We start from the raw sequence: 25,715 nt of genomic DNA, 5'->3' as shown, positions 1-25,715 counted from the left end.
CCAACTCCCCATCCCACTGTCCCAGCACACCAGCAGTCTGACCCCACACCGAGTGACGCGGGGCCAGAACCCCTGATTTTCAGTGAACTTCTAGGTCGTCAGGTGGTCGAACTCCCCCGCCTTGACGCCGAGTAGGAGCGCGCGGAGCGCGTCGGGCGAGGTCGAGATGACGGTGCCGGGGGCGTCGCTCTCACGGATCCTGACGCTGTCGTCGGGGGCCATGGCGAGGTAGATGCAGTTGACCGATTCGGAGCTGTAGGTGGATTTCCGCCAGTTGAGAGCCGACATGGGCCTTCCTCTCAGGTGTCCTTCTCGATACGGGCGATGAGGTCACGAGAATCACGGTGGCCCCTGGGGGCTCGTCGACAACGACGGCCCGACGCACGTCATCTCCCTCGACGGGCGGGCCCGCATGACCCTCCCCTCGCCCGAGCGGGCCCTACGCCACTTCGCCGGCCAGCCCGGGATCACCGCGCGCCTGGTCTGGCTCGCCCAGCCGGACACCGCCGCCATCGACCGACCCGCAGCCGCCTGACGCCCCGGTCCGCCCTCTGCGTAGGAAGTCGGCGAGTCGACTCTGCCGGCGAAGTGGCTGTTCTGGATCAGGGCGCGTATGTGGATGCGAGCAAGAGGCGGCAGGGTGTGTTCCCTGCCGCCGTCTCGTCAGGTGGGGCTATCCGACCGACGCGGCCGGTGTCCGGGGAGCCGGGATCAGGGCGGAGAGCGGGTTGCCCTGCTTCTCGGTGTCCGTTGGCGAAGGCGCGCCCGCGCCTTTCGACGGAGGCCGCAAGGCGATCACGCAGTTGGACTTACCGGATTCGGCTTCGCCGTTGATTGCGCTGACGCAGAATTCGTAGTTCCAGACGCCGGGAACCAGGTAGGCGATGCCCCGGCCGGCTTCGTTGGTGACGTACTCGTCGGCCTTGGACGGGCTGCCGTCGTTGATATTACGGATCCAGACACGGTAGCCGGCGGCCTGGTCGGACCCGGCCCAGGTCAACTGCACGGTGGTGGCGTCGGTGGAGGTGACCTCCAAGCCGCTGGGGGCCGGTGGTGTCCCGGCGCCGACGGTGACGGAACGGGCGACGCCCGGCATTCCGCCACCGGCGGCATTCCACGTGGCCACCGCGACGAGGTAGTGGTGGCCCGGCTTCAACCCGTCGATGTGCCCCGATTTACCGTCGACCGCGGTGCTGCTGATGAACGCCCCGGGGGTGTCCCTGTCCCAGGTGATGATCTCGTACCGGTCGATCGTGTCGGTGTACGGGCCGGTCGGCGCGTCCCAGGACACGTCCACGCCGGTGGCGGTGGCACGGGTGACGATCCCCGTAGGCGCCGCGGCGGTCTTCGGGTGCGCGGTGGCACTGAGCGTCTTGGACCACCCGGACTTCCCGTCGTCGGCGTTGTCGGTGCGGACCTCGTACTCCCACTCCCAGCCGTCGAGGGTCCAGGTGGTGTCGAAGCGGGCCGCTCTGACCGGCGTCTCGGTCCAGGTGCTGGAGCCCTTGATCCGGTGCCGGACGGTGTAACCGCGGGCGCCGTAGACCGGTTTCCACTTCAGGGTGATTCCGCTCGGTCCGGAGTCGACCCAGATCGTGCCCGGCGCGAGCGTCGGCCGGTCGGGGATGTGCGCGGGGATGGTGATCAGTTGGCTGCCGAGACCGTAGCTGTTGTGCAAGGTGCGCACGAATGCCTGGGCGATCTGGTATTCGCCCAGGGCGTTGGGGTGCAGCCCGTCGTAGCCGGCAGGACAGCTGTTCCTGTCGCAGCTGTAGTTGCCCGCCCAGTCGACCAGGGCCACGCGGGACTTGCCGGTACTCCACGACGGGATCGCGTCCGCGAGCATGCTGTTGTACTTCGTGGTGTTGCCGGGCAGGTCGTCCCGGCCGCCGATGAACGTCCGCTGCGGGACGTTGGCCAGAGCGAAGTTGAGGTCCGGTTTGACGGCGCGGGCCTGGTCGACCAGCGTCCGCATACTGTCCAGAGTGCCTTCCGGGCCACTGACGAACCAGCCCATGTCGTTGAACCCGAGCCCCACCAGCAGCAGGTCGGGCTGGTACTTCGCCACCTGTTCGGCGATCAGTTTCTGGTCCTCCGCCGCCTGCCGGCCCCAGACCGCGAAGTGGTCGGTGTCGAATTCCGGCGCGACTCCGTCGGCGTAGCCGCCCGTAGTGGCGGGAGCGCTCTTGGCCGGTTGCGGGCCTTTCCCCGGCAGCGGCGGCACGGGCGGGGCCGTGGGGGACTCCTGCGGCCGGGTTCCGTCGTACGGACCGACGAAATCGACGTCGATGCGCTCCTGCTTGAACCATTCCCACAGGCGGTAGCGCCAGGTCCAGTCGCCTTCATAGCCCTGAGTCATCGAATCGCCCACCACCATGACCTTCAGCGGCACCGTGGACTGGCCGACACCGCGGGAAAGCCTTAGCAGGGACTCGTACAGTTTCGGCCCCATACCCTCGAGGCTGCCGGCCATGAATCCGAGGACATTGCCCATGTTCCCCAGCTTCGTCACAAAGCCTCGCAGGCTTCTCTGCGCATCCGTTATCAGGGAGGAGGTGCCCACAGCAGCCCACTTCAGCAGCTGGCCGCCGAGGCCGCCGCTGACGGCACCCCACATCGCGACGGCCAGCGCCTCCTTCCACACCTCGGCGTCACCCAGCGAACGGTTGTCGAAATAGGCGTTCATCAGCTCACCGACGAGTGAGCCCATCGCCCCGCTCACCGCTCCGCATACCGGGGCCGCCGCCGGAGCCCCCACGTTGAACGCGAGCAGGCACGCGGCTCCGGAGACGATGGTGACGCCGAGGGCGACACCACCGGCTATCCATTTCTGCCACCAGTTCGCCGTGGTACCGACCTCCGCCTTGGGCACCACGAACACGAGGCTGTCCGCGACGGAGACCACGCGCCCGTCGTGGTCGGTGGTGGTGCTCCAGTCCTTCGGGGGGTAGATACCCACGCTGTTCTGCTGGAGCCGCTTGGCCACCGACGCGCCCACAGTCAGGCCCGCGTCCTGGTCCGCACGTATCGAGTCGGCCCAGCTCGACTTGACCTTGTCCAACTGTTCCTGACCCTCGGGGGGAACGTGGAAGTCGAGGGCGATGATCAAGTCGTCATCGGCCTTCCCCAGCTGCCCGAGCGTCCCGGCGTCACGGGCGCAGCCCATACGGAGCGTCACGGGCGCGTCCTGTTCGACGGCGAAGGACGTGGCGTGCTCGCCGCACGCCTCAACAGGCCCCTTGACGGGCCCCTGCGCCACGGCGGGCCCTGTGGACCCGACCATCAGCAACGCCACCGTCAAGGTGAACGCAATGAGGCAATTGCTGCGCAGGCGCCTCTGCCGCCTGCGCCCGCCGGGACGTGTTCTCGCCATTCCTAATCCGGGCATGCCACCCATCACTCCTCAACAGCGAAGGATCCCGGAACGCGAAGTCATGTGCCGGGGCGGTGTTTCGAGCACTCCGCACCACCTGAGGGGCGAAGAGCACCAATTGGGTGATCATGTCGTACGCGCAGGATGCCTACAAGCGCTGAACTGCCGGGCTGTGACGTCGAGTCACCTGGAGGTGCCGGGTACGGCTGTCGGGGTGCCGGCGGCGCGGCCATCACCACCCGGCCCACCTGTGTGAGTGCGCGCATCGGACACTCCTCTTCTCCCGCTCCGGTCCGGTGCCTCGGTCCGGGGCGAAGAATCGGTGCGGTCGCCCGCCCGGGCCCGCCGCGCCGGCCCGCCGCGCCGGGGCAGCGCAGCGGGCCTGCCCGACAGGTGCGGCTACCGGGCGGCGGCGCGCTCGTCCCGGGAGTCGGAGTCCTCCTCGTCCCCGCCCCAGCCGTCGCTGCGGTCGCGGTAGAGGGTGAAGCGGTCGTACAGCACCGGTGTCGGCACCGGGTTGGCGGCGGTGGCCGGTGCCGAGTGGTAGTAGCTGACGGTGATGGTGGTGCGGCCACCGGGGACCAGCCCCGGGTCGACGTCGAAGACGGCGACGCCGTACGGGTAGTGGGTGTCGGGGTCGGTGACGGCCGACCAGTGGGCCTTCTCCTTGGCGTCCGGGTCGGCCTTGAAGGTGAGGCGCTGGGTGCGCACGCTCGCCTGCCGGACGCCGTCGGCGTCGGCGGGCAGGTAGACGTCGTCGTGCCCGGCGGTGCCGCCGCCGCCGAGGATGAGGTGGACGGTGCCCTGTGAGGTGTCGATCTGGCGCAGGTCGTCGTCGGCGACGGCGGGGGTGAGCAGTCCGCCCGCTTCGGTGCCCCGGACGGGGTGGGTGCGCTCGTAGTCGTGGTCGTGTCCGGCGAGGACGAGGTCGACGGAGTAGCGGTCGAGCAGCGGCAGCAGCTTCTCGCGGATTCCCATGTCGCCGCCGTGGCTGGCGGCGGACGAGGACATCGCGAACTGGTGCAGGTTGGCGACGATCCAGTCGACCTGGCGGCCGTGCCGGGCGCGCGACAGAACCCGTTCCAGCCAGCGGAGTTGGGCGCCCTCGCTGTAGTCGCTGAGGTAGATGGACCGGCCGGTGGCGGGGTCGATGCTGGCGTCGTCCTCGACGGCGATCTCGTTGCCGTCGAGGCTGACGAAGAGCACCGAACCGACCTGGAAGCTGTACCAGTTGCCGCAGTAGTCGCGGGTGCCGTTGTCGGGCAGTTCGAAGCGGGTCCGGTAGGAGGCGTATCCGAGGTCGCCGCCGCCTGCCTCGACTTCGTGGTTGCCGGGCGCGGGCATCCACGGGCGGCTCGCGGCCGACTTCGACAGGTTGTTCATGAACGCGTTCCAGCACTGCGGCTGGAGCTGCGGGTTGTTGTTGGCGTACGCGAGGTCGCCGTTGAGCAGATGGAACAGCGGGGCGAACTGTTCGACCTGGCGGACAGCCGCAGCGCCGTGGATCGAGGACTTCGCGAACACGTTGTCGCCGGTGCCGAGGTCGCCGAAGCTGGTGAACCGGAAGGCGGCCCGGCCCCGGGCGGGCGCGGTGCGGAAGGTGCCGCGCACCGCGTCGGCGCCGTCGTGCAGCACCTCGTACACGTACGTGGTGTCGGGCTTCAGGTCGCGCAGGCGGACGTGGTGGGTGAAGGTCTCGACCTTGTTCAGCCCGTCGACGTACGTCCGCGTCTCGGCGTCGACGGTGTGCCCGCCGCCGCCGCGCGGGGTGCCGATCCGGACCCGGGGGCGGCGCACGGTGGCGGCGGTCGCCCAGGAGACGGTCATCTCGCGGGACGGTTCGTTGCCCCACTGGAGGTGGATCTGCTCCGGCCCGGGGGTGCCGGCCAGGGCCGGCTGGGTCCACAGCAGGGTGGACGCGGGCAGTGTGGCGAGCGCGCCGGCCGCCGTGGCCGTCCGCAGGACCGTCCTGCGCGACGGGCGCAATGGGTGCGAAGGGCGCAAAGGGTGCGAAGGATCTGTCGAAAGGTGTGCCACTGCCGCCTCCTGGCTCCGAGAAACGCCGAGGAGGATCCCATGGCCGACGGAACGGACAGGCGCCTTCGTACCGTGCGGACGGCGAACGGCAGTTGAACGCCACCCGCACCGGGCGCGGCGGGCGGCGCTCCGCCGGACGGATTACCGAAGTCTGACGCCGCCCCCGCACACCGCCGTACCCCGCCGTACGGCCCCCGGGCGCGGCTAGCGTCGGCGGCATGGAGATTCTGGTCACCGGCGGTGCCGGGTTCATCGGGTCGGCTGTGGTGCGTGCGCTGGTGGCGGCCGGGCACGGGGTGCGGGTTTTGGACGCGCTGCTGCCCGCCGTCCACCCCTCCGGGCGGGCGCCGGAGTTGCCGGAGGGGGTGGCGTTCCACCACGGGGACGTGCGTGACGCGGCCGCCGTCGAGCGGGCGCTCGCCGGGGTGGACGCGGTGTGCCACCAGGCGGCGATGGTCGGTCTCGGGCTCGACCTGGACGACGCGCCCGCCTACGCGGGCTGCAACGACCTCGGCACCGCCGTCCTGCTGGCCGCCATGGCCCGTACCGGCGTGCGACGGCTCGTCCTGGCGGGCTCGATGGTGGTGTACGGCGAGGGCCGCTACCGCTGCCCCGCGCACGGTGACGTCGCGCCCGGCCCGCGCCGCCCGGCCGACCTCGACGCCGGCTGCTTCGAACCGCCCTGCCCCGTCTGCGACGGCCCACTGCGGCCCCGCCTGGTCACCGAGGACGCCCCGGCCGATCCGCGCAACGTCTACGCCGCCACCAAGCTCGCCCAGGAGCACCTGGCCTCCGCCTGGGCGCGCGCCTGCGGGGGCACCGTCCTGACGCTGCGCTACCACAATGTCTACGGCCCGGGCATGCCGCGCGACACCCCGTACGCGGGGGTCGCCTCGCTGTTCCGTTCGGCGCTGGCCCGGGGGGAGGCGCCGCGGGTGTTCGAGGACGGCGGCCAGCGCCGCGACTTCGTGCACGTCGAGGACGTCGCCGCCGCCAACCTGGCGGCCCTCGCCGCAGTCGGCGCCCGCCCGGCGGGCAGCGCCCGCGCCTACAACGTCGGCAGCGGTGAGGCCCGGACGGTCGGCGAGATGGCCGCGGCGCTGGCGACGGCGTTCGGCGGCCCGGCGCCGCTGGTGACGGGCGAGTACCGCCTCGGCGACGTCCGGCACATCACGGCGGACTCCGCCCGGCTGCGCGCCGAGCTCGGCTGGCGGCCCCGGATGGCGTTCCACGCCGGGATGGCCGAGTTCGCGACGGCGCCGCTGCGGGTCTGAGGCGCCCCGCACCGCCGCACTCGCAGCGCCGCCGCCCCCTATCCGCGCGGCGCCGGCAGGGCGATCTCGAAGCAGCAGCCCCCGACGACGTTGTGCACCCGGGCCCGTCCGGCGTGCGCCTCGACGATGCCGCGCACGATGGCCAGTCCGAGCCCGGCGCCGCTGTCCCCGGGTTCGCCCGCCGCCCGGCCGTCGTCGCGGCGGGGGGTACGGGCGGAGCCGCCGCGCCAGCCCGTCTCGAACACCCGGGGGAGGTCCTGTTCGGGGATGCCGCCGCAGCCGTCGGTCACCGACAGGACCACCTCGTCCGCCTCCCGCCGGGCGGCCACCGCCACCACGCCGTCCTCGGGGGTCGAGCGGATCGCGTTGACCAGCAGGTTCCCGAGGACGCGGGTGATCTCCCGGCTGTCCACCTCGACCGGCTCGGCCGCCACCTGCCGCCCCTCCAGCCGCACGCCCCGGCGCCGGGCCAGCGGGTACGCCCCGGCCAGCGCGTCGTCGACCAGGTCGTAGACGGAGACCCGGGTGAGCGAGAGGGCGAGCGCTCCGGCCTGGATCCGGGAGAGCTCGAACAGGTCGTCGACCATCCCGGTGAGCCGTTCGACCTCCGTCCGGATCCGCACCAGGTACCGCTCCGGCTCCTCGGCCACGCCGTCCTCCAGCGCCTCGGCCATCGCCCGCAGGCCGGCCAGCGGGGTGCGCAGGTCGTGCGAGATCCAGGCGATCAGCTCCCGGCGGGAGTGCTCCAGTGTCTTCTCGCGCGCCCGGGATTCCGCCAGCCGGGCGCTGGTGGCTTCCAACTCGGCACTCAGGGCAGCTAGTTCGGCGCCGAGTGGACGGTCGGGCGCGGTGAACCCGGCGTCGCTGCCGACCGTGCGGGCAGCCACCGTGAGCGCCCGGCTGCCGGCCACCACCTGGCGGCCGAGCAGCGCGGCGGTCAGCAGCGAGACGACGGCGGCCATGCCGAGCACGGTGATGACCACGCCGAGGTCGTGGGTGGACAGGAACATCGCCTGGGCGACGGCGAGGGTGCCGGAAGTCACCGCGAGCACGGTCACCACGGCCACGCAGAACAGCGACCACGCCACCGAGCGGCGGCGCAGCAGCCGGATCGCCGCCCAGCCGGGCAGGCCGGCCCCGCCCGCGCCGAGCGCGGCGAACAGGGCGATCAGCAGGAGGTCCTTCACGCCGCACCGCCCGGCGCGCCGCCGGCGGGGTCGTAGCGGTAGCCGACACCCCAGACGGTGCTGATCAGGGCGGGCGCGGCCGGGTCGTCCTCGATCTTCTCGCGCAGCCGGCGGACGTGCACGGTGACGGTCGAGAGGTCGCCGAAGTCCCAGCCCCAGACCCGGCGCATCAGGTCCTGGCGGGAGAACACCGTGCCGGGGTGCCGGATCAGGAACGCCAGCAGGTCGAACTCGCGCAGGGTGAGGGCGAGTTCCCGACTGCGGCGGTGAGCGCGCCGGGCCTTGGGGTCGAGCGTGACGTCCCCGGAGCGCAGCGGCCCGCCGTCCGCCTCCCGGGCCGCGTCCGCTCCCTGCGCCGTGGCGGCCCGGGCGCGGCGCAGCACCGACTGCACCCGCAGCACCAGCTCGCGCGGGCTGAACGGCTTGGTCACGTAGTCGTCCGCGCCGAGCTCCAGGCCGAGGATGCGGTCCGCCTCGTCGCCCTTGGCGGTGAGCAGGACCACCGGCAGTCCGGCGCCGGCGGCGGAGGCGCGCAGCCGGCGAAGCACCTCCAGGCCGTCGAGGCCGGGCAGCATGAGGTCCAGCACCAGCAGGTCGGGCCGGGTGCGCTCGGCGAGGGCGAGGCCCTGCGCGCCGTCGGCGGCGCGGTCCACGCGGCATCCGGCGCGGGTGAGGTACCCGGCGACGACCTCGGCGACCGTCGGGTCGTCGTCGATCACCAGGATGTACGGGGTGTCGTTCACCCCGCCGAGGATAGGAGGCTGCGGCATCCTCCGCGTCCTCCGCCGGAGGGCGTCCGCGTTCCGTAAGATCCGCCGGGGTCTGCCCGAGCACCCCGGAGCCGCATCCCCCCACGGCACCTCCCCCCGCTCCGCCGGACGGGTCAGCCGCCGCGACGTCCGACTTCCGTAAGGCGCCGGTACGGCCGTACGCCGCCCCCGCGCACCTAACGTGGCCCGCGTGACCTCACCCACCTCCGCCTCCCCGACCGTCGACGTCGTGCTGCCCTGCCTCGACGAGGCCGCCGCGCTGCCCTGGGTGCTGGGGCGGATCCCGGCGGGTTGGCGGGCGGTCGTCGTCGACAACGGCTCGCGGGACGGCTCCGCCGAGCTCGCCCGCTCCCTCGGCGCGACCGTGGTCGACGAGCCCCGGCGCGGCTTCGGCGCGGCCTGCCACGCCGGGCTGCGCGCCGCCACCGCCGACCTGGTCTGCTTCCTGGACTGCGACGGCTCGCTCGATCCCGCCCAACTCCCCCGGGTCACCGGCCCGGTGCTGGACGGCGCCGCCGACCTCGTCCTGGGGCGCCGCCGCCCGGCCGGCCCGGGCGCCTGGCCGCTGCACGCCCGCCTCGCCAACGCCGCCCTGGCCCGGCGGCTGCGCGCCCGCACCGGCGCGCCGCTGCACGACCTCGGGCCGATGCGCGCCGCCCGCCGGGACCGGCTGCTGGCCCTCGGGCTGGGCGACCGGCGCTCCGGCTACCCGCTGGAGATGGTGCTCGCGGCTTCGGCGGCCGGGCTGCGGATCGCCGAGACGCCCGTCGACTACCTGCCGCGCACCGGCCGGTCCAAGGTCACCGGCACCCTTCGCGGCACCCGTCAGGCCGTCCGGGACATGCGCACCGTCCTGGCCGCGCCCCCGCCGACGCTCCTGGTGATCGCGAAGGCGCCCGTCCCGGGCCGGGTGAAGACGCGGCTCACCCCGCCGTGCACTCCCGAGCAGGCCGCCGCGCTGGCCGAGGCCGCGCTCACCGACACCCTGCACGCCCTGGGCGCGATGCCGGCCGGTCGGCGCTTGCTGGTGCTGGACGGCGAGCCGGGCCGGTGGCTGCCCGCCGGCTGGGAGGTGCTCCCGCAGGCCGGCGGCGGGCTGGACGAACGCCTGGCCGCCGCCTTCGCGCACGCCGCCCGGCTGGCCCCCTGGGCGCCCGCGCTGCTGGTCGGGATGGACACTCCGCAGTTGAGCGCCGCCGCGCTGGCCGAGCCGCTGTCGGCCGCCCGGCGGGCGGGCGTGGACGCCTGGTACGGGCCGGCGGCGGACGGCGGCTTCTGGGCGCTGGGGCTCGCCCGCCCGACGGCGCAGCTGGCCGCACGCCTGCTGCACGGCGTGCCGATGTCCACACCTCGGACCGGAGCGGCACTCCTCCAGCGCCTCACCGAAGCAGAGTTGACGGTCCATCAGCTACCGCAGCTCACCGACGTGGACACCGTCGACGACGCCCTCCTGGTCGCCGCCGACGCTCCGCGCAGCCGCTTCGCCGCGCGACTGGGCGAGGTCGGCCTGACGCCCGGGGTGGCCCGGTGACGACGACCGCGCCCTGGGTGGACGACCCGTTCGCCGAGGCCGTCCGCACCGGGCGCGGCCCCCTCTGGCTGCGCCGCGAGGACGGCCGACGGCTGCGGCTGGACATCGAACGCTGGTGCGCCCCGGCCGCCGGAGCCGACCACAGCCTGCTGCTGCGCTGCACCCGGCCCGCCGTACCCGTCCTCGACCTCGGATGCGGACCGGGGCGGCTGGTGGCCGCGCTGCTCTCCCTCGGCGTCCCGGCCCTCGGTGTGGACATCACCAGGGCGGCCGTCACGCGCACCGTCGGCCTCGGCGGCCCGGCGCTGTGCCGCTCGGTCTTCGACCGGCTGCCCGCCGAAGGCCGCTGGGGCGCCGCCCTGCTGGCCGACGGCAACCTGGGCATCGGCGGCGACCCGGACGCCCTGCTCCGGCGGGGCGCCGAACTCATCGCGCCGGACGGCCGGCTGCTCGTCGAAGTGGAGCCGGGCGAGCTGGACGAGCGCAGCACGGTGCGGGTGGAGGGCCCGGACGGGCGGTTCGGCCCGCCGTTCCCCTGGGCGCGGCTCGGCGCGGCCGCCACGCTGCGCCGGGCCCGCGCCGCCGCGGGCCTGGTGGAGGCGGAGCGCTGGACCTCGCACGGCCGCCGCTTCCTCGCGCTGCGACGCGCGGGGTGAGATTGGCGCCGGGGTCCAGGGGGTCTTGCAGGGTGCCGGTCGTGCACCACGCGTGCGGCTGTCGCCCAACCGCCTCTCGGCCCCTCGGTCGAGGTGCCCCGGCGGCACCCTTCGCGGCGTCCCGGCCGAGCCTGCCAGATGCCCCGAGCTGCGACAAGACGTTCGCCCCGGCTTCTACTCCCCGTCGGTGGGCCGCCACTGCGGGTGCTCGCGCTCGGCCCAGCGGCGCTCCACCAGCCCGGTGCGCATCCCCAGCCGGGACTCCGCGTCCTGCCAGGCCATCCGCACGTGCCCGGCGACCACCACGGCGATGGCCGCGGCCAGCCAGTCGTGTACGAAGGTCGCGCCGGTGCGCCAGGCGGGCGGGGCGAGGTGGGTGAGCCACATCAGCAGCCCGGTGCCGAGGATCACCAGCATCGTCCCGAGCGTCCACTGCGCGTACAGCTTCTGCCCGGCGTTGAACTTGCCCGCCGGGCGGGGTGCGGAGCGGCGCCGCACGGCGCGCAGCCACGCCCGGTCCGCCGGGGTGAAGCGGCTCAGCCGGGCGGCGTCGGCGCGCAGCGCCCGGGAGGCGAGGCCGAGCAGCAGCGGCACGGGCAGGGCCAGTCCGCACCACACGTGCGCGGTCACCACCAGGCGCCGGTTGCCGACGAGTTCGGCGAGCGGCGCGAGGTGGAGGCAAGCCGCCGTGACCAGGCAGACGCCCATCAGCAGGGCGGTCGTCCGGTGCACCCAGCGCTCGGCGCGGGTGAAGCGGAGGAGGAGTTCAGTTCGTCGGCGCATCGTCCCGCCCGTTCGACCGGCCGACCCAGGCGTCGACGTCGTAGCCGTTGTTTTCCCAGTAGCCCGGCTCGACCGAGCCGGTCACGGTGATTCCGGAGAGCCACTTGGCGGACTTGTAGAAGTACATCGGGGCGACGTAGAGCCGCACCGGTCCGCCGTGGGTGTGCGAGATCGGGCTGTCCTGCATCCGCAGCGCGACCAGCACGTCGTCGCGCCGGGCCTGCTCCAGGGTGAGGCTCTCGGTGTACGCGCCGTCGAAGCAGCTGAACCGGACGGCGGTGGCGCCCGGCCGCACGCCGGCCGCGTCCAGCAGGTGTGCCAGGGGCACGCCCTCGAAGGGGGTGTTCGGCACCCGCCAGCCGGTGACGCACTGGACGTCCTTGACCAGGCGGCGCTGGGGCATCGCCTGGAGGTCGGACAGCCGGTGCGTCGCCGGCCGGTCCACCAGGCCGTCCACGGTCAGCGTGTAGCTCTGGGCGTCCCGCTCGGGCACGGAGGAGACCACCGAGTAGTAGCGGAAGCCGTTGTTGCCCGGCAGCAGTCCGGCCAGCCCACTGGGATCCTGCTCGGCGAGGTTCGCCTGCACGCGCTGCAGGTACGGGCCCGCGGCCACTCCGAGGGCGCCGAGGCCGAGCAGCCCGAGCACCACGCGCCGCCCCACCGGGGTGCCCCGGGGGTCGTCGCCCGTTCCGTCCGCCCTGTCGGCGTCGTCCGCGCTGTCCGCGCTGTCCGCTGTGTCCACGCGACGATTGGACCAGGTGATCCGGCGCATGACGACGGCCGGGGCCGATCCGTCAGGCTTTCGTCATCTCTGCCGGACTCCTTCCGGACCCCTACCGACGACCTACCGGCGACCGACTCCCGGTCCCCGCCCCTCAGGGCCCGACCGGCCTGATCGCGGCCGCCGTCCGGCGTCCCGCGCGGCCGCGCAGCGCGGCGCCGGCCACGACGCACGCCAACGCGACGCCGTAGCCGAGCTGTTGGGCCCCGATGCCGCCGGTGAGGTACAGGTACTGCCCGGCGGCGGGGACGGCGAGCCACTCCCAGCGCCCGTTGAGCGCGACCAGCGCCACCACCAGCAGGCCGTACCAGGGGTAGGCCGGCTCCACGACGAGCAGCGCCGTGCCGGTGACCAGCAGGGCGCCGTCCCAGGGCCGGTCCGGGTCGCCGTGCCGGAGCACCCACAGCGACACGGCGGCCAGGACCGCCCCGGCGGCCCAGGGCAGCAGCGCGTCCGGGAGCACCAGCGCCAGCAGCCCGAAGCGGTCGAGGTGGCCCTGCTCGTAGCCCTCCTCCTTCAGGTAGCCGGGCAGGTAGCCGAGCACCCCGGTGCCCGAGGCGGCGAGGTACGGCAGGTAGGCCAGGGCGAACGAGCCGAGCGCCGCGCCCAGCAGGACGAGGCGCTCGCGGGCGGGCCGTCGGGAGAGCGCGCCGGGCAGGGCCAGGCCCGGGATCAGCTTGACCGCCACGGCCGCGCCCAGCAGCAGGCCGGCGGCCGTGAGCCTCCGGCGGGCGAGGCAGCCCAGGGCCACGACCAGCAGCAACGCGCCCAGGGTGTCCACGTGCGCGTCGTTGGCCGACCACACCGTCACCCCCGGGCACCACCCCCACAGCGCCGCCCGCCGGTTCCCCCGCCCGACCACCAGCAGCGCGCCGGTCGTCGCCACGGCGAGCAGCGCGCCGGCGGCCTGCACCCCGCGCACGCCGCCGCCGAACGGGTGCACCGCCAGGAACCACGCCTGCGCGACCGGCGGGTAGATGGTGTGCACGGCCGGGCGATTGATCCGCGTGCAGTCCCCGGCGGCCGTCCGCCGCTCGTCCCAGCCCTCGCACGCCCCGCCGACGGGCCACAGCCCCGGATCCCGCAGCCCGGCGAGCGCCGGGTCGTCCGGCGTGTGCGTGTACGGGGAGATGCCCGCGGCCTGGACCCGGCCGTCCCAGACGTACCGGTACGCGTCGTCGCTGGTGCGCGGCGGCGCGAGCAGCCCGACGGCGGCCACCGCGACGCTGCCGGCCAGCACCAGCGGCGCCACCTGACGGCGCGGCACCTGCCGCAGCGCCGTGACCGCGAGCGCGAACAGCACCACGTCGACCGCGTACCAGGCGTACAGGGGCGCCCGGTGGGCGAGCGTCCCGCCGCCGGTGACGGTCAGTACGAGCGCCCCGACCAGGGCGGCGAGCGCGAGCAGAGCACGAGTGAGCATGCGCCCACCCTCCCAGCGGCGGCCGGGCTGAGGACGCAGCGGCGGGGCCCCGTTCGGATTCCGTAAGCACGTCGCGGCGCCGCGAACCGGGCGTTCGACGGTTCCATGGGGCAGGTGACCCCGAAACCGCTCCCGCCGCCGCTGCCCGACTTCCGCTCGCCGCTGCACGAGCCGCGCACCGCGGTGGTGCTCGGCCGCCTGCTGGGCGCCGCGCTGCTGGTCTGCTTCCTGACCGGGCTGATCAGCCACGCCCTGCAGGACCCTCCGCCCTGGCTGACGCCGTACCTGCTGAGCCGTCCGGTGAACGGCTACCGGGTGACCCAGGGGCTGCACGTGATCAGCGGCCTCGTCGCCGTCCCGCTCCTCGGCGCGAAACTGTGGACGGTCTACCCGCGGCTGTTCGAGTGGCCGCCGGTGCGCAGTGCCGTGCACGCGCTGGAGCGGCTCGGGATCCTCGTCCTCGTCGCCACGATGCTGCTGGAGCTGTTCACCGGGCTGCTCAACACCCTGCAGTGGTACCCGTGGCCCTTCCCCTTCCGCCAGACCCACTTCTGGCTCGGCTGGCTGGCCACCGGCGGCCTGCTGATCCATGTCGCGGCGAAGGGCACGCTGATCGCGCGGCACTGGCGCCGCCCCGCCGCCGGGCTGCCGCAGCGCCGGGCCTTCCTCACCGCCGTGGCGGCCGCCGCGGGCGCCGTCACCCTGACCACCGCCGGGCAGACCGTCCCGTTCCTCGGCGGACTGGACGTGCTGGCCCCGCGCCGCCCGGACATCGGACCGCAGGGGCTGCCGGTGAACCGCACCGCCGCCCAGGCCGGGACGGTCACCGTGCCCGACACCTGGCAGCTCCGGGTGACCGGCCCCCGCCCGTACCGGCTCTCCCTCGCCGAACTGAACCGACTACCGCAGCACGAGGTCGAGTTGCCGATCACCTGCGTCGAGGGCTGGAGCGCCGGCGCCCGCTGGACGGGCGTGCGGATCGCCGACCTGATGGCCCGGGCGGGCGCCCCGGCCGGCTCCGCGCTGCGGATCACCTCGCTGGAGGCGGACGGGCCCTACCGGGTGACGCAGATGCCCGCCGAGTACACCCTCGACCCGCTCACACTGCTCGCCCTGCAGGTCAACGGCGAGGTGCTGACGGCGGACCACGGCTTCCCCGCGCGGATCATCGCGCCGAACCGGCCGGGCGTCCTGCAGACCAAGTGGGTCGCCGTCCTGGAGGTGGTCTGATGCCCCGGTGGCTGCGCACGGCGCTCCTGCTCGGCGGGCTCGCCCTGACCGCCTACGGCCTGTCCGGCCTGCTCGCCGACTCCTACATCACCGACCCGTTCGACGTCCTGGTATGGGCGCTGGGCGCGGCGGTGCTGCACGACGGGCTGTGGCTGCCGCTGGTCTGCCTCGTCGGCGCGCGCCTCGCGCGCGGGCCGGTGCTGCGCGGCTGGCTCGTCGTCGCGGCGGCGGTGAGCGCCGTCGGGCTGCCCGCCGTCCTGCGGGACGGCGAGAACCACGGCAACTCCTCCGTCCTGCCGCTCCCCTACCTGCGCAACTGGCTGCTGGTGCTGGCGGCCACCGCCGGGCTCGCGCTGCTGCTCGCGCTCGCCCGGCGGTGGCGCCGGGGCCCGCTGCATCGGGGTCCGCAGCGTCGGGGCCCCCGGCGTGGGGGCCCGCGGTTCAGGCGCCGGGAACGCCCGGCAGCCCCGTCGTGAGCCCGTCCAAGGCGTGCGAGCACCCGCAGTCCCGGTCGGCGGGCAGACTCTCCAGCGCCTTGAACAGCACGGTGCGCAGCCGGTCGACGTTCCCGGCGAAGGCCGCCAGCACCTCGGCGTGGGTGACGCCCTCGCCGCTCGCCACTCCCGCGTCCAGATCGGTGACCAGCGCCAACGAGGCGTAGCAGAGCCCGAGTTCACGCGCCAGCACCGCCTCCGGGTGGCCGGTCATGCCGACCACCGACCAGCCGTTGGCGGTGAACCAGCGGGACTCGGCGCGCGTGGAGAAGCGCGGGCCCTCGATCACCACGAGGGTGCCGCCGTCCACCGGCTCCCAGGCCGCGTCGCGGGCCGCGTCCAGGGCGGACCTGCGCCCGGCCGGGCAGTACGGGTCGGCCATCGACACGTGCACCACCTCGGGGACGGCCCCGCCCGGCAGCGGCAGGCCGTCGTAGTAGGTCTGCACCCGGCCGGACGTACGGTCGACGAACTGGTCCGGCACCAGCAGCGTCCCGGGCCCGTACTCCGGGCGCAGCCCGCCGACCGCGCACGGCCCGAGCACCTGGCGCACCCCCAGGGAGTGCAGCGCCCAGAGGTTGGCGCGGTAGTTGATCCGGTGCGGCGGCAGTGCGTGGCCGCGCCCGTGCCGGGGCAGGAAGGCGACCCGGCGGCCGGCCACCTCGCCCAGGAACAGCGCGTCGCTCGGCGGCCCGTACGGGGTGTCGACGCGCACCTCGGTCACGTCGTCCAGCAGCGCGTAGAGCCCGGAGCCGCCGATCACACCGAGCTCGGCGCGCAGGTCTCCCTGATCGATCGTCATCGTTCGTACCTTCCTCGGAGAACGTCCCGGCCACTGTAGGCCGCACGTTCGACGCGGCACCGTCGATCGGCCTTACGGTTCCCGGACGGCGGCCGGGTGCGGCGCGGGCCCGGCCGGGACGCACGGCACAGGAGCCGTGGCCGATCGGCGCGGGCCGGCGGAGTGGTCCCGGGCGGCCGTGCGGGTGACCTCCCCGACGTGTCGGCGGCGGAACGCCCCATCGGTCGTGCGTCGGTGGAAGGGCGCCGCCTTCGGACGGTGCGTGCCCTGTCCCCGGACCTGAGAGCCGCCCATGCCTTCCACCGCCCACCTCCGCCGCCTCGTCCCCACCGCACTCTGTGCCCTGAGCGTGGCCCTCTCCGCCGCTCCGGCGGCCCACGCAGCGCCCCCCGGCCGCGACACCGGATCCGACCCCGGACACGCGGACGGCGACCGGTACGACTGGGACGGCGTGGCGGCCTGCGAGAGCAGCGGCAACTGGCGCATCAACAGCGGCAACGGCTACTACGGCGGGCTCCAGTTCGACCAGCCCACCTGGCGCGCGAACGGCGGCCTCGCCTACGCTCCGCGCCCCGACCTCGCCACCCGCGACCAGCAGATCGCCGTCGCCCAGCACCTCGCCGGCCGCCGCGGCCTCTCGCCGTGGCCCGTCTGCGGCGCCCGCGCCAGCCGCGGCCACGACCGGGGCGCCGTCCTGCCGCCCCCGACGACGACCCGGAAGCACAGCACGGCCGCTCCCCGCGCCGAGCACGGTACCTGGACCGTCCGCGAGGGCGACACCCTCACCGACATCGCCCAGCACCTCCGCGTCCCCGGCGGCTGGACCACCCTCTACAACCTCAACCGCGTCACCATCGGCGAGGACCCGGACCTGATCCTGCCCGGCATGGTCCTGACCCTCCCGTCCTGACCCTCGCGTCCCGACCCTCCCGACCCGCCGCCCACGCCCACTCCGTCCCGGGCGTGGGCGGCGCCATGCGCGCGTTCTCCCGTCGCTCCCGCGCTCCTGGGCTCCTGCGCTCCGGCGGTCAGCCGACGTGGACGCGCGGGCGGCGGGAGCGGTCCGGCTCGGCCTCGCGCAGCACCTCGCGGGTGACGGGCGCGACCTCGCCCTGTCCGAACAGGAAGAACCGCAGGAACTGGGCGAAGGGGCTGCCCTCGGTCCACTCGAAGTACAGGTGCGGCCGCTGCCCGGTGCGGTCCCGGACGGTGAGCGCCAGCGCGGCGATCGCGTTGGGGATGCTGGAGCTCTCCAGGGTGAGCACCCGGTAGCGCCCGTGCAGCACCTCGCCCCGGACGGTCAGCTCGGCCTCGAAGTCGGAGGCGTCGCGGACGGTCACCTCGACGAAGACCAGGTCGTCCTCGCCGGGGATGTCGTTGTCGGCGCGGATCTGGCGGATCTTGTCGCGGTACTCGGCGTGGTCGCGGTGGCTCGGCTCGTTGGCGATCAGCCGCAGCGGGCGGTGCGCGTAGTCGCGGATGAATCGTTCCGCCACGTCGTCCAGCTCGACGTTCGTGACGCGCAGCTCGAACGCCCGGCGCAGTCGGGAGAGCAGCGAGACCAGGATGATGCCCGCGATGAAGCAGGCGCCGATCTTCAGACCGTCCGGCCGCTCCATGCAGTTCAGCACGGTGGTGTAGAGGAAGATCGCGGAGATCGCCGCGAAGGCGACGGTCCAGCCGCGCTCGCGCTTCTTGTACGCGGCGATGGTGACGGCGATGGCGGCCGAGCTGATCAGCACCAGCACGCCGGTCGCGTACGCGCCGCCCTGGGCGTCGACGTTGGCGTCGAAGATCCAGGTCACCAGGAAGCCGATCAGGGTCAGCACGATCACCATCGGCCGGACCGCGCGGGCCCAGTGCGGGGCCATGCCGTAGCGCGGCAGGTAGCGGGGCAGCAGGTTGAGCATGCCCGCCATCGCGGAGGCGCCGGCGAACCAGAGGATCGCGATGGTCGAGAGGTCGTAGACGCTGCCGAAGGCGCCGCCCAGGTATTCGTGCGCCAGGAAGGCCAGGGCGCGGCCGTTGGCCTCGCCGCCCTTCTTGAAGGCGTCGGCCGGGATGAGCAGCGTGGTGATGAAGCTGGTGGCGATCAGGAAGCAGCTCATGATCACGGCGGACGTGGTGAGCAGCTTGCGGGCGCCCCGGATCCGGCCGGTGGGCTTCTCCTCGGTGTCACCGGGGGCGCCCTCGATGTGCGGCATCACGGCCACGCCGGTCTCGAAGCCGGAGAGGCCGAGGGCCAGCTTCGGGAAGGTCACCAGAGCGACGCCGACCATGATGACCGGGTTGCCGTGCTGGGCGGTCAGCGCGTCCGTCCAGTCCGTGACCACGTGCGGCGCCTCGATGATCTTCCAGAGGCCGACGGCCACCACGACCACGTTCAGCACCAGGTACACCCCGACCAGGGCGACCGCCAGGCCGATGGCCTCGCCGAAGCCCTTGAGGAAGACCGCGCCGAGCAGCGCCACCAGGATCAGCGTGATCAGCACCTGCTTGCCGCCGAGGACGCTGGTCAGGTGCGGGTTCTCCACCAGGTGGGCGCTCGCGTCGGCGGCGGACAGCGTGATGGTGATCAGGAAGTCCGTCGCCGCGAAGCCGAGCAGGGCGAGGACGAACAGCTTGCCCTTCCAGAACGACAGCAGCCGCTCCAGCATCGCGATCGAGCCCTCACCGCGCGGGCTCTCCTTGGCCACCCGCCGGTAGACCGGCAGCGCGCCCAGCAGGGTGACGACCACCAGCACGATGGTGGCGATCGGCGACAGCACGCCCGCGGCGAGGGCGGCGATGCCCGGCTGGTAGCCGAGGGTCGAGAAGTAGTCCAGGCCGGTCAGGCACATCACCCGCCACCAGCGCTGGCCGGCGTGCGCACCGGGCGCGGCGGGCTCCCCCGCCGCCGCGCCCCCGTGCGGCGCCCCCGGGCCACCCGCCGGGTCGGACTCCGGCGCGGGCTTCTCCGCGTTCACGTCCTCCAGCAGCCAGCTCCGGACCCGTATTCGTGCCGACGACGCTCCCGCGGCCGCCGTCCCCGTCGTACCCGACGAAACCACTTGACACCTCTTGTTTAAAGACCCCGTAAAAGCGCCGTCGGGCGACGGCAGTGCGACAGGCTATGCGACGGGCGTCAAGGATTCGTCATCGGCCCGCGTTAAGAAAACGTCATTGCTCCGCAGGTCGGCGCGGGTGGCACGGGGCGGCGGGTCGGGTGCCGGAGCGGACCGGGGGCGGGCGGGGCCCGCGGCGCGGGATACGGCGGTGGGCCGATCCGGCGTCAATCTCGTTCATCCTCTTGGCATGTGCAATTTCACATTGCTATGTTACGGCTCACTCCGGGGCGGCCCCGACCCCGCAACCCCGCCCCCGCAACCCCCGCCCCACCTCCCCCGGCAGTCCCGGGCCGGAACCCACGGCACTGCCGCCTCGCACCGCCCTGCCACTTCCCCCTCCAGGAGATTCGGTGTCAACTTCCCGCGTTGCCAGGCGAGTCCTGCTCGCCTCCGCGATGGCCGTCACCCTCACGCTGCCCACGCTGCAGACCGCACAGGCCCTCACTCCGACACCCCCGGCCTTCCCCACCGGCACCGCAGCCACCGCTGCCGCCGCAGCCGCCGCTCCCACCGGGACCGGCGCGGCCGACTCCACCCCGGCCGACTCCACCCCGGCCGACCCCGACCAGCGCACCGCCTACGACGACGCCGACCACCTCGGCGCCGACGCCGCCAAACCCGGCGCCCCCGCCCCGGCCCCCGGCGGCGGCTCGCTCGGCAGCAGCCTCATCCCCGGCCTGCTGCCCGACCACGTCGGCGCCCCGGCACCCACCGCCGACCCGGCCATTCCCACATCCCAGGGCACCGCACCGCGCACCGCCGCCGGCGTGCCCTGTACCCTCGACGGCTTCACCGGCCTCGGCGCCGACCAGCTGACCGCCTTCCTCACCGACCCGGCCGTCACCGCCGACGGCTGCCTGCGCTCCGTCCTCTGGACCTGGGACGCCCGCTTCGCCACCGCCATGGACAACGCCCACGTCCAGGCCGTCGCCCACCGGATCACCCAGTTGTCCGCCACCGACGACGGCACCGGCGCCTCGCACCTCTACGAGCTCCTGACGTACCTGCACGCGACGGCCTACCACGCCTACGGGCACCACGAGTTGAACCTCGGCGACCCGGCCACCCTCGACGCGGTCCAGCAGGCGATCACGGCGTACGCGGGCAGCGCGCACGCCTTCGACCGCACCGACCTCGCCGCGAACATCCTGCGCGAGACCGCCATCACCGCCGGCGCCGACGGCCTGCGCCAGCACAACCTCGGCCTCGCCCGGCGCATCCTCGGCGTACTCGCCCCCGGCACCACCCTCGCCGACAGCAGCCCCTGGGGCAAAGCCGTCCTCCAGGCGCTCAACCTCAACTACCTGGGCCTCTCCAACCAGGACCCGGCATTCCTCGCCGCCGTCGCCGCCGACGCCGACTACCGCGCCGCCTTCCGCGCCTACGCCTCCTGGAGCCACCTCAAGGGCACCAAGAACGCCTGGGCCGCCCGCGACGCCGTCGCCGAGTACGGGCGCTTCGGCCAGGTCCCGGCCCTGCACGACGCCACCCTCGCCGACCTCGGCCCGGTGATCGACGCGACCAGGGCCGCCTTCGGCGAGTGGTCCGACCCGTGGGCCAAGGCCATCGGCTGGGCCAACACCTACGGCGTCTGCAAGCAGTACGGCGTCTGCATCTCCGACCTGGAGGCGAAGCTCTTCCCGCACACGTACACCTACGACAACGGCGCCATCGAGGTCCACACCGCCCTCGACCAGGCCACCGTCGACCAGATGTACTACGCGAGCAAGCAGGTCAAGACCCAGTACTTCCGCGTCCTCGGCACCGACCAGCCGCTCGCCGGAGACCCCAACCCCACCCTGCACATCCACCTGTACGCCTCGCGCGCCGACTACGAGGTCTACCACCCGATCCTCACCGGCTACAGCACCAACAACGGCGGCATCTACATCGAGCGCGGCGCCACCTTCTACACCTACCAGCGGCGCGTCCCGCAGGACTCGACGCTGACCCTCGAGGAACTGTTCCGCCACGAGTACGTGCACTACCTCAACGGCCGCTGGTCGGTGCCCGGTTACTTCGGCGACCCGCGCTGGTACGCCGACGACAAGACCACCGCCATGGACGAGGGCACCGCCGAGTTCTTCGACGGCTCCACCCGCGACCAGGGCATCCTGGTGCGCAAGTCACTCGTCCGCAAACTCGCCGCCGACGAGGCCGCCGGCATCCCCCGGATGACCATCGCCCAACTCCTGCACGCCCGTTACACCGACACCCCGGCGTTCCACTTCTACAACTACGCCGGCACCTTCTTCGAGTTCCTCTGGAAGCAGCACCCCTCGCTGCTCCGCGAGATGTACGGCTACCAGCGGGCCGACGACCCGGCCGGCTTCGACGCCTGGCGCGACCGCGTCGGCTCCGACACCGCCCTGCAGGGCGAGTACTCGGCCTTCCTCGACGCGCAGATCAAGAACGTCGGCAACCTGTACGTCCCGTCGACCACCTTCATAGCCGACGGCTCCCTCGACCTCTCCGACGCCTCCGACGTCCAGGACGAGTTCGCCGACGCCACCGGGAACACGCCCACCTGCACGAGCAACCACGACTGGGCCGACAAGCCGATGCGCTTCACCTGCACCGGCAGGCTCACCGCCACCCTCTCCGACGCCAAGAACCCGGACAAGGTCTTCAAGGACATGTCCGACACCGTGGACTACTTCATCCTCACCCGCACCAAGGGCGTCGAGGGGGCGAACAACCTCAACGACATGAACTGCAGCTTCGGCAAGGTCCAGGTCTGGACCGACGGCAAGGCCGGCACCGCCGACTACACCTGCGAGGGGCCGCTCCGCCGGTAACCGCAGTAACCGCGACACCCGGGCGCGGTACGGGCTGTGGGGGCCCGTACCGCGCCCGGCTCACGGCGCCGCCGCCCCCAGGACGGCGGCCGCGACCTGCTCGCGGAACCAACGGTGCGCCGGATCCGCCGAGTTGCGCCGCCTGACCGCACCGGCCGACGAACACCGCCCGGGAACGTCCCGGGTTCACCCCTGAGAAACGTCCCCTAAGGGGGGTGGACACGCCCGTGAGCGGGGAGGGAACGGTCGTAGCTGCAAGACCACGAGTCGTGAGAAGGTTCCAGCCATGAAGGCGATCAAGTTCATCCTCAATGTCATCTGGCTCCTTTTCTGCGGCATTTGGATGGCGCTTGCCTATGTACTCGCCGGCATCATCTGTTGCGTTCTGATCATCACCATTCCATTCGGCATTGCCTCGTTCCGGATCGCCGGGTTCATCCTGTGGCCGTTCGGGCGGACGGCGGTGGAACGGCCGGATGCCGGGCCCGCGTCGTGCGTCGGCAATGTCATCTGGTTGGTGTTCGCCGGGTGGTGGCTGGCGATCGGGCACCTGATCACGAGCATTCCGCTGTTCCTGTCGATCATCGGAATTCCGTTCGGGTGGGCCAACCTCAAGATGATCCCGATCTCGCTGATGCCGCTGGGCCGAGAGATCGTCCCCACCGACCGGGAGTGGGGCACCTATTAACCCTCCATCAACACTGATGGCCGACGAGGGCAGAGATCCTCGTCGGCCATCAGTGTTTGTGCTGGTCAGGCCCGCGTTAGCGTCAGTCGGAAGCGGAGCGGCGAAGATGCGCCATGCTGAGCGTCCGAACGCGATCCCGCTTGGCAATGCCTCATTTACTGGTAGGCCGATTTCGCGGTCACCCGCAACCTGCGGGCAACCTCCTTCGGCGGGACACCTTCGTCGAACAACGCGGCGGCCTCCAACCGAACCGCCTCACGGCGCTGACATGCCTTCACCGTCAGCCCGCCCCCATCCGCATAGCGCATACCAACGGCATAGCGCGCAAATGGCCGTCAGTCAGCCACACAAACAGGCCAATCACCTCGAAGCGCCGAAATCAGTAGGCTCGCTGGCTTCATCAGGGGCGTTTCAAAGTCCCAGTGATCATGTGTCCGCAGGTCGCGGCGGTGAGAGGGGTGGGGGTGGGCCGTCACGAATGCACCGAAGTTCCGGTTGGACGGAGTGACCTCCCCCCCTTCGCCGAGGACGCCTCGAAGATCCGCACCGGCCATGGCCCCGACAACATGGCGACCCTACGCAACCTGGCGATCAACACCCTCCGCGCCGCCGGGCACCGCAGCATCGCCGCCGGCGTCTGGCACGCCTCCTACGAGCCATTCATCCGCCCGCTCGACCTGCGGGGCATCATGTGACCAGCACTGTTACAAGATCACGGGATTTTGCAACGGCCCTGGCACGTGCCCACCCCCAGCGCCTCGGCAGGAACACGAATGCTTTCCGCCCGGGGTGCGCTGGGCCGTGGGAGAGCCGGGCAACAGCGCACGGCGGCTCGGGTCAGGATCAGGGCCGTAGGGCCCGGTCGACCAGCGGTCCTGCCACTCCGAGGTAGTCCTCAGGACGGCACAGCGCTGCCAACGCCTCCGGAGTGAATATGCCTTCTAGTTCCGGAAGTTCGGCGAGCACATCGGCGAGCTCCCGGCCCGTGGCCGCGGCGGTTCCGGCCGCCTGGGAGGACAGTGCGCGGGCGGCCACCCGGCCGAGCCGGGGGGCGAGGACGGCGGAGATGCGCTCGGAGACGATCTGGCTGCCGGTCAGCGCCAGATTGGCCGCCATCCGTTCGGGCCGTACCTGCAGGCCGTCGGCGAGTTCCACCGCGGTGTGCGCGGCGCCGCCGGTCAGCCGGAGCGCCTCGCGCAGCAGCTGCCACTCTGCGTGCCAGACGCCGCCGGAGCGCTCGTCCTCGGTGATCAGGCATTGCGTCAGACCCGTTGCGATGGCTGGCACCTGGAGTGCGGCACTGCGGATCAGGGTGGAGTGCACCGGGTTCTGCTTGTGCGGCATGGCGGAGGACGCGCCGCGTCCGGCCACCGGCCGCTCGCCGACCTCGCCGAGCTCCGTCCGCGTCAGGACCTGCACGTCGACCGCTATCTTCCCGAGCGCCCCGGCCGTGAACGCGAGCGCGGCGGCCAGGTCGGCGATGGGGGTCCGCAGCGCATGCCAGGGCAGGACCGGCCGAGCCAAGCCGGTCTCGGCGGCGAAGGCGTCGGTTAGGCGGTCCAGGTAGCCGGCCGGGTCATCGTCGGTCGTGGGGTCGGCGGCGCGGGCGTTTTCGAGGTATCCGGCCAGCGTGCCGGCCGCGCCGCCCAACGAGACCGGCAGGCCGGTCCGCTCGACCAGCATCAGCCGGCGGTTCGCGTCCAGCACCAACTGCCTCCATCCGGCCGTCTTCAGGCCGAAGGTGGTCGGCACGGCCTGGAGGGCGAGGGTGCGTCCCGCCATTGGGGTGGACCGGTGGGCCTTGGCCAGCTCGGCGAGCGTTTCGGCCACCCGGTCCAGGTCGGCTCGGATGATCCGCAGGGCGCGGGCCGCGACCAGCATCGCCCCGGTGTCCAGAATGTCCTGGCTGGTCGAGCCGGAGTGGACGTACTCCGCCGCCTCGGGATGCTCGGCTGCCACCAACTCGGTCAGGGCCTGGACCAGGCCGACCACAGGATTGGCGGTCTCCCGGGAAGCCAGCGCGAGTGCCCGTACATCGAAGTTCTCGACCCGGGCGAGGGCCGTGATGGCCTCGGCCGCCGATCTCGGCACCACCCCAAGCCCGGCCTGCGTCCGGGCCAGCGCCGCTTCGGCGTCCAGCATCGCCTGGAGCCAGCCCGGTCGCCGACCGCCCCTTCGATCGGGGTGCCGGCCCGGACCGGCGAGAGCAGACCGGTGTCCGGGCGTCCAGCAGCGCCCCGTAGTACACGCTCTCCACCTCGCGGGCGATCAAGGGCCACAGGTCGCGGTGGAAGTCGAGCGGGGTGCCCTGCTGCCGAAGAGCGCTGACGAGCTCGGCCGAGAGCAGTTTCGGGAAGTACCGTCCGTAGGCGCCCTTCTGGTTTTCGCCACGTGCCTGGTAGGGCACACCACGCCGTGAACTCGCGTACAGCAGAGGCTCCTTGCCGGACGCGTGGTACACCAGTCGGCCGTCCTGGCGGGTGAACGTGCCGCCGCGGCCCTCGGTCAGCAGCGCCAGATGGTCGAAGAAGTTCAGCCCGAGCCCGCGCACCAGGACGCGTTCCCCCGGCCGTACAGCGCTCAGCACGGCGTCGGCCGGGTTGCCCGGTGGCAGGTAGCCGAGCCCCAGTGCCGCCGCCCTGTCGGCCAGGTGCTGCTCCTCCGGGCCCAGTACAGCCGGTACGTGCCCTAGATGACTGATGCCAAGGGCTCGCCGCCGCGCATGACATGAAGCGAGGGAGTCCAAAGATCGGTTGTGACGCCTGATCTGGACTCCCTCGC

Annotated in this window: 20 protein-coding genes and 3 pseudogenes; 11 read left to right on the top strand and 12 right to left on the bottom strand. The window is 72.9% G+C overall.

All coding sequences use genetic code 11. The annotated features are described in order from the left end of the window. Nucleotides 1-90: 90 nt before the first annotated feature. Nucleotides 91-288: a DUF397 domain-containing protein gene (locus AC0B61_RS35915; RefSeq protein ID WP_471746548.1), complete on the bottom strand. Its 198-nt coding sequence runs from the start codon at nt 286-288 to the stop codon at nt 91-93. A 124-nt stretch (nt 289-412) separates the two neighbouring features. On the opposite strand from AC0B61_RS35915, the gene AC0B61_RS35910 reads away from it, so the two are divergent. Continuing rightward, nucleotides 413-535: a hypothetical protein gene (locus AC0B61_RS35910; protein ID WP_471746546.1), complete on the top strand. Its 123-nt coding sequence runs from the start codon at nt 413-415 to the stop codon at nt 533-535. A gap of 138 nt (nt 536-673) precedes the next feature. Here the strand turns inward: AC0B61_RS35910 and AC0B61_RS35905 are convergent, their stop codons facing one another. After that, on the bottom strand, nt 674-3,295 hold the full coding sequence (locus tag AC0B61_RS35905; protein ID WP_471746544.1) for a fibronectin type III domain-containing protein: 2,622 nt from the start codon (nt 3,293-3,295) through the stop codon (nt 674-676). Between the two features lie 477 nt (nt 3,296-3,772). Further along, the gene (locus AC0B61_RS35900; RefSeq protein ID WP_471746543.1) at nt 3,773-5,359 is read right to left on the bottom strand and encodes a purple acid phosphatase family protein; all 1,587 of its coding nucleotides are present in this window, start codon (nt 5,357-5,359) and stop codon (nt 3,773-3,775) included. Nucleotides 5,360-5,628: 269 nt separating this feature from the next. Between AC0B61_RS35900 and AC0B61_RS35895 the strand changes: the two genes are divergently transcribed. Further along, nucleotides 5,629-6,684: an NAD-dependent epimerase/dehydratase family protein gene (locus tag AC0B61_RS35895; protein ID WP_471746541.1), complete on the top strand. Its 1,056-nt coding sequence runs from the start codon at nt 5,629-5,631 to the stop codon at nt 6,682-6,684. Between the two features lie 38 nt (nt 6,685-6,722). On the opposite strand, the gene AC0B61_RS35890 is transcribed toward AC0B61_RS35895, so the two are convergent. Together AC0B61_RS35890 and AC0B61_RS35885 are read right to left on the bottom strand one after the other, a co-directional pair. After that, complete coding sequence (locus AC0B61_RS35890) at nt 6,723-7,871, bottom strand: sensor histidine kinase (protein WP_471746540.1); 1,149 nt, start codon at nt 7,869-7,871, stop codon at nt 6,723-6,725. Then, nucleotides 7,868-8,641, bottom strand: coding sequence for a response regulator transcription factor (locus AC0B61_RS35885; protein ID WP_471746538.1), 774 nt, complete (start codon nt 8,639-8,641; stop codon nt 7,868-7,870). Before AC0B61_RS35885 ends, AC0B61_RS35890 begins: the two co-directional genes overlap by 4 nt. 190 nt (nt 8,642-8,831) lie before the next feature. Here AC0B61_RS35885 and AC0B61_RS35880 point away from each other — a divergent pair. From AC0B61_RS35880 to AC0B61_RS35870, 3 genes and pseudogenes are all read left to right on the top strand, one after another. Beyond that, a pseudogene (locus AC0B61_RS35880) lies at nt 8,832-9,509 on the top strand (glycosyltransferase family 2 protein); the annotation flags it as partial. Further along, a complete protein-coding gene (locus AC0B61_RS35875) occupies nt 9,483-10,172 on the top strand; it encodes a TIGR04282 family arsenosugar biosynthesis glycosyltransferase (protein ID WP_471746552.1) in 690 nt (229 codons plus the stop codon). The pseudogene AC0B61_RS35880 and the gene AC0B61_RS35875, both read left to right, overlap by 27 nt. Continuing rightward, nucleotides 10,169-10,828 carry a class I SAM-dependent methyltransferase gene (locus AC0B61_RS35870; protein ID WP_471746536.1) on the top strand — a complete coding sequence of 220 codons (660 nt, stop codon included), beginning with the start codon at nt 10,169-10,171 and terminating at the stop codon, nt 10,826-10,828. Before AC0B61_RS35875 ends, AC0B61_RS35870 begins: the two co-directional genes overlap by 4 nt. 174 nt (nt 10,829-11,002) lie before the next feature. On the opposite strand, the gene AC0B61_RS35865 is transcribed toward AC0B61_RS35870, so the two are convergent. The 3 genes from AC0B61_RS35865 to AC0B61_RS35855 all read right to left on the bottom strand — a co-directional run bounded on the left by AC0B61_RS35865 (nt 11,003) and on the right by AC0B61_RS35855 (nt 13,815). Then, on the bottom strand, nt 11,003-11,611 hold the full coding sequence (locus AC0B61_RS35865; protein ID WP_471746534.1) for a cytochrome b/b6 domain-containing protein: 609 nt from the start codon (nt 11,609-11,611) through the stop codon (nt 11,003-11,005). Then, nucleotides 11,595-12,272, bottom strand: coding sequence for a molybdopterin-dependent oxidoreductase (locus AC0B61_RS35860; protein WP_471746550.1), 678 nt, complete (start codon nt 12,270-12,272; stop codon nt 11,595-11,597). The genes AC0B61_RS35865 and AC0B61_RS35860 overlap by 17 nt, the downstream gene beginning before the upstream one ends. Nucleotides 12,273-12,486: 214 nt before the next feature. Then, nucleotides 12,487-13,815 carry a glycosyltransferase 87 family protein gene (locus AC0B61_RS35855; RefSeq protein WP_471746533.1) on the bottom strand — a complete coding sequence of 443 codons (1,329 nt, stop codon included), beginning with the start codon at nt 13,813-13,815 and terminating at the stop codon, nt 12,487-12,489. 114 nt (nt 13,816-13,929) lie between these two features. On the opposite strand from AC0B61_RS35855, the gene AC0B61_RS35850 reads away from it, so the two are divergent. Beyond that, nucleotides 13,930-15,045: a molybdopterin-dependent oxidoreductase gene (locus AC0B61_RS35850; protein WP_471746531.1), complete on the top strand. Its 1,116-nt coding sequence runs from the start codon at nt 13,930-13,932 to the stop codon at nt 15,043-15,045. Beyond that, a complete protein-coding gene (locus AC0B61_RS35845) occupies nt 15,045-15,521 on the top strand; it encodes a hypothetical protein (RefSeq protein ID WP_471746530.1) in 477 nt (158 codons plus the stop codon). Before AC0B61_RS35850 ends, AC0B61_RS35845 begins: the two co-directional genes overlap by 1 nt. On the opposite strand, the gene AC0B61_RS35840 is transcribed toward AC0B61_RS35845, so the two are convergent. After that, complete coding sequence (locus tag AC0B61_RS35840) at nt 15,487-16,341, bottom strand: S-methyl-5'-thioadenosine phosphorylase (RefSeq protein ID WP_471746529.1); 855 nt, start codon at nt 16,339-16,341, stop codon at nt 15,487-15,489. The genes AC0B61_RS35845 and AC0B61_RS35840 overlap by 35 nt on opposite strands. 292 nt (nt 16,342-16,633) lie before the next feature. Here AC0B61_RS35840 and AC0B61_RS35835 point away from each other — a divergent pair, with 292 nt between their 5' ends. Beyond that, nucleotides 16,634-17,251: a transglycosylase family protein gene (locus AC0B61_RS35835; RefSeq protein ID WP_471746527.1), complete on the top strand. Its 618-nt coding sequence runs from the start codon at nt 16,634-16,636 to the stop codon at nt 17,249-17,251. 118 nt (nt 17,252-17,369) lie between these two features. On the opposite strand, the gene AC0B61_RS35830 is transcribed toward AC0B61_RS35835, so the two are convergent. Beyond that, nucleotides 17,370-19,307, bottom strand: coding sequence for an APC family permease (locus AC0B61_RS35830; RefSeq protein WP_471746526.1), 1,938 nt, complete (start codon nt 19,305-19,307; stop codon nt 17,370-17,372). A 491-nt stretch (nt 19,308-19,798) separates the two neighbouring features. Here AC0B61_RS35830 and AC0B61_RS35825 point away from each other — a divergent pair, with 491 nt between their 5' ends. Next, complete coding sequence (locus AC0B61_RS35825; RefSeq protein ID WP_471746525.1) at nt 19,799-22,246, top strand: collagenase; 2,448 nt, start codon at nt 19,799-19,801, stop codon at nt 22,244-22,246. Between the two features lie 286 nt (nt 22,247-22,532). Next, nucleotides 22,533-22,934 (top strand): YccF domain-containing protein, encoded by a 402-nt coding sequence (locus tag AC0B61_RS35820; RefSeq protein ID WP_471746523.1) that lies wholly within the window; start codon nt 22,533-22,535, stop codon nt 22,932-22,934. Between the two features lie 158 nt (nt 22,935-23,092). Here the strand turns inward: AC0B61_RS35820 and AC0B61_RS35815 are convergent. Beyond that, nucleotides 23,093-23,242: pseudogene (locus AC0B61_RS35815) on the bottom strand (helix-turn-helix domain-containing protein); the annotation flags it as partial. Between the two features lie 258 nt (nt 23,243-23,500). On the opposite strand from AC0B61_RS35815, the gene AC0B61_RS35810 reads away from it, so the two are divergent. Next, complete coding sequence (locus tag AC0B61_RS35810; protein ID WP_471746521.1) at nt 23,501-23,629, top strand: hypothetical protein; 129 nt, start codon at nt 23,501-23,503, stop codon at nt 23,627-23,629. Between the two features lie 148 nt (nt 23,630-23,777). Here the strand turns inward: AC0B61_RS35810 and AC0B61_RS35805 are convergent. Then, nucleotides 23,778-25,213: pseudogene (locus AC0B61_RS35805) on the bottom strand (nitrosuccinate lyase). Nucleotides 25,214-25,715 lie beyond the last annotated feature (502 nt).

It is taken from the genome of Kitasatospora sp. NPDC023385 (genome assembly GCF_055664045.1).
This window is presented reverse-complemented; position numbering and strand designations above follow the sequence as displayed.

What these genes read in the sequence shown, in the direction of transcription:
- AC0B61_RS35875 (WP_471746552.1), top strand. Translation starts at nt 9,483, where the DNA reads ATGCGCACCGTCCTGGCCGCGCCCCCGCCGACGCTCCTGGTGATCGCG.
- AC0B61_RS35840 (WP_471746529.1), bottom strand. Translation starts at nt 16,341, where the DNA reads ATGACGATCGATCAGGGAGACCTGCGCGCCGAGCTCGGTGTGATCGGC.
- AC0B61_RS35835 (WP_471746527.1), top strand. Translation starts at nt 16,634, where the DNA reads ATGCCTTCCACCGCCCACCTCCGCCGCCTCGTCCCCACCGCACTCTGT.
- AC0B61_RS35885 (WP_471746538.1), bottom strand. Translation starts at nt 8,641, where the DNA reads ATGCCGCAGCCTCCTATCCTCGGCGGGGTGAACGACACCCCGTACATC.
- AC0B61_RS35810 (WP_471746521.1), top strand. Translation starts at nt 23,501, where the DNA reads ATGGCGACCCTACGCAACCTGGCGATCAACACCCTCCGCGCCGCCGGG.
- AC0B61_RS35855 (WP_471746533.1), bottom strand. Translation starts at nt 13,815, where the DNA reads ATGCTCACTCGTGCTCTGCTCGCGCTCGCCGCCCTGGTCGGGGCGCTC.
- AC0B61_RS35915 (WP_471746548.1), bottom strand. Translation starts at nt 288, where the DNA reads ATGTCGGCTCTCAACTGGCGGAAATCCACCTACAGCTCCGAATCGGTC.
- AC0B61_RS35820 (WP_471746523.1), top strand. Translation starts at nt 22,533, where the DNA reads ATGAAGGCGATCAAGTTCATCCTCAATGTCATCTGGCTCCTTTTCTGC.
- AC0B61_RS35845 (WP_471746530.1), top strand. Translation starts at nt 15,045, where the DNA reads ATGCCCCGGTGGCTGCGCACGGCGCTCCTGCTCGGCGGGCTCGCCCTG.
- AC0B61_RS35865 (WP_471746534.1), bottom strand. Translation starts at nt 11,611, where the DNA reads ATGCGCCGACGAACTGAACTCCTCCTCCGCTTCACCCGCGCCGAGCGC.
- AC0B61_RS35895 (WP_471746541.1), top strand. Translation starts at nt 5,629, where the DNA reads ATGGAGATTCTGGTCACCGGCGGTGCCGGGTTCATCGGGTCGGCTGTG.
- AC0B61_RS35910 (WP_471746546.1), top strand. Translation starts at nt 413, where the DNA reads ATGACCCTCCCCTCGCCCGAGCGGGCCCTACGCCACTTCGCCGGCCAG.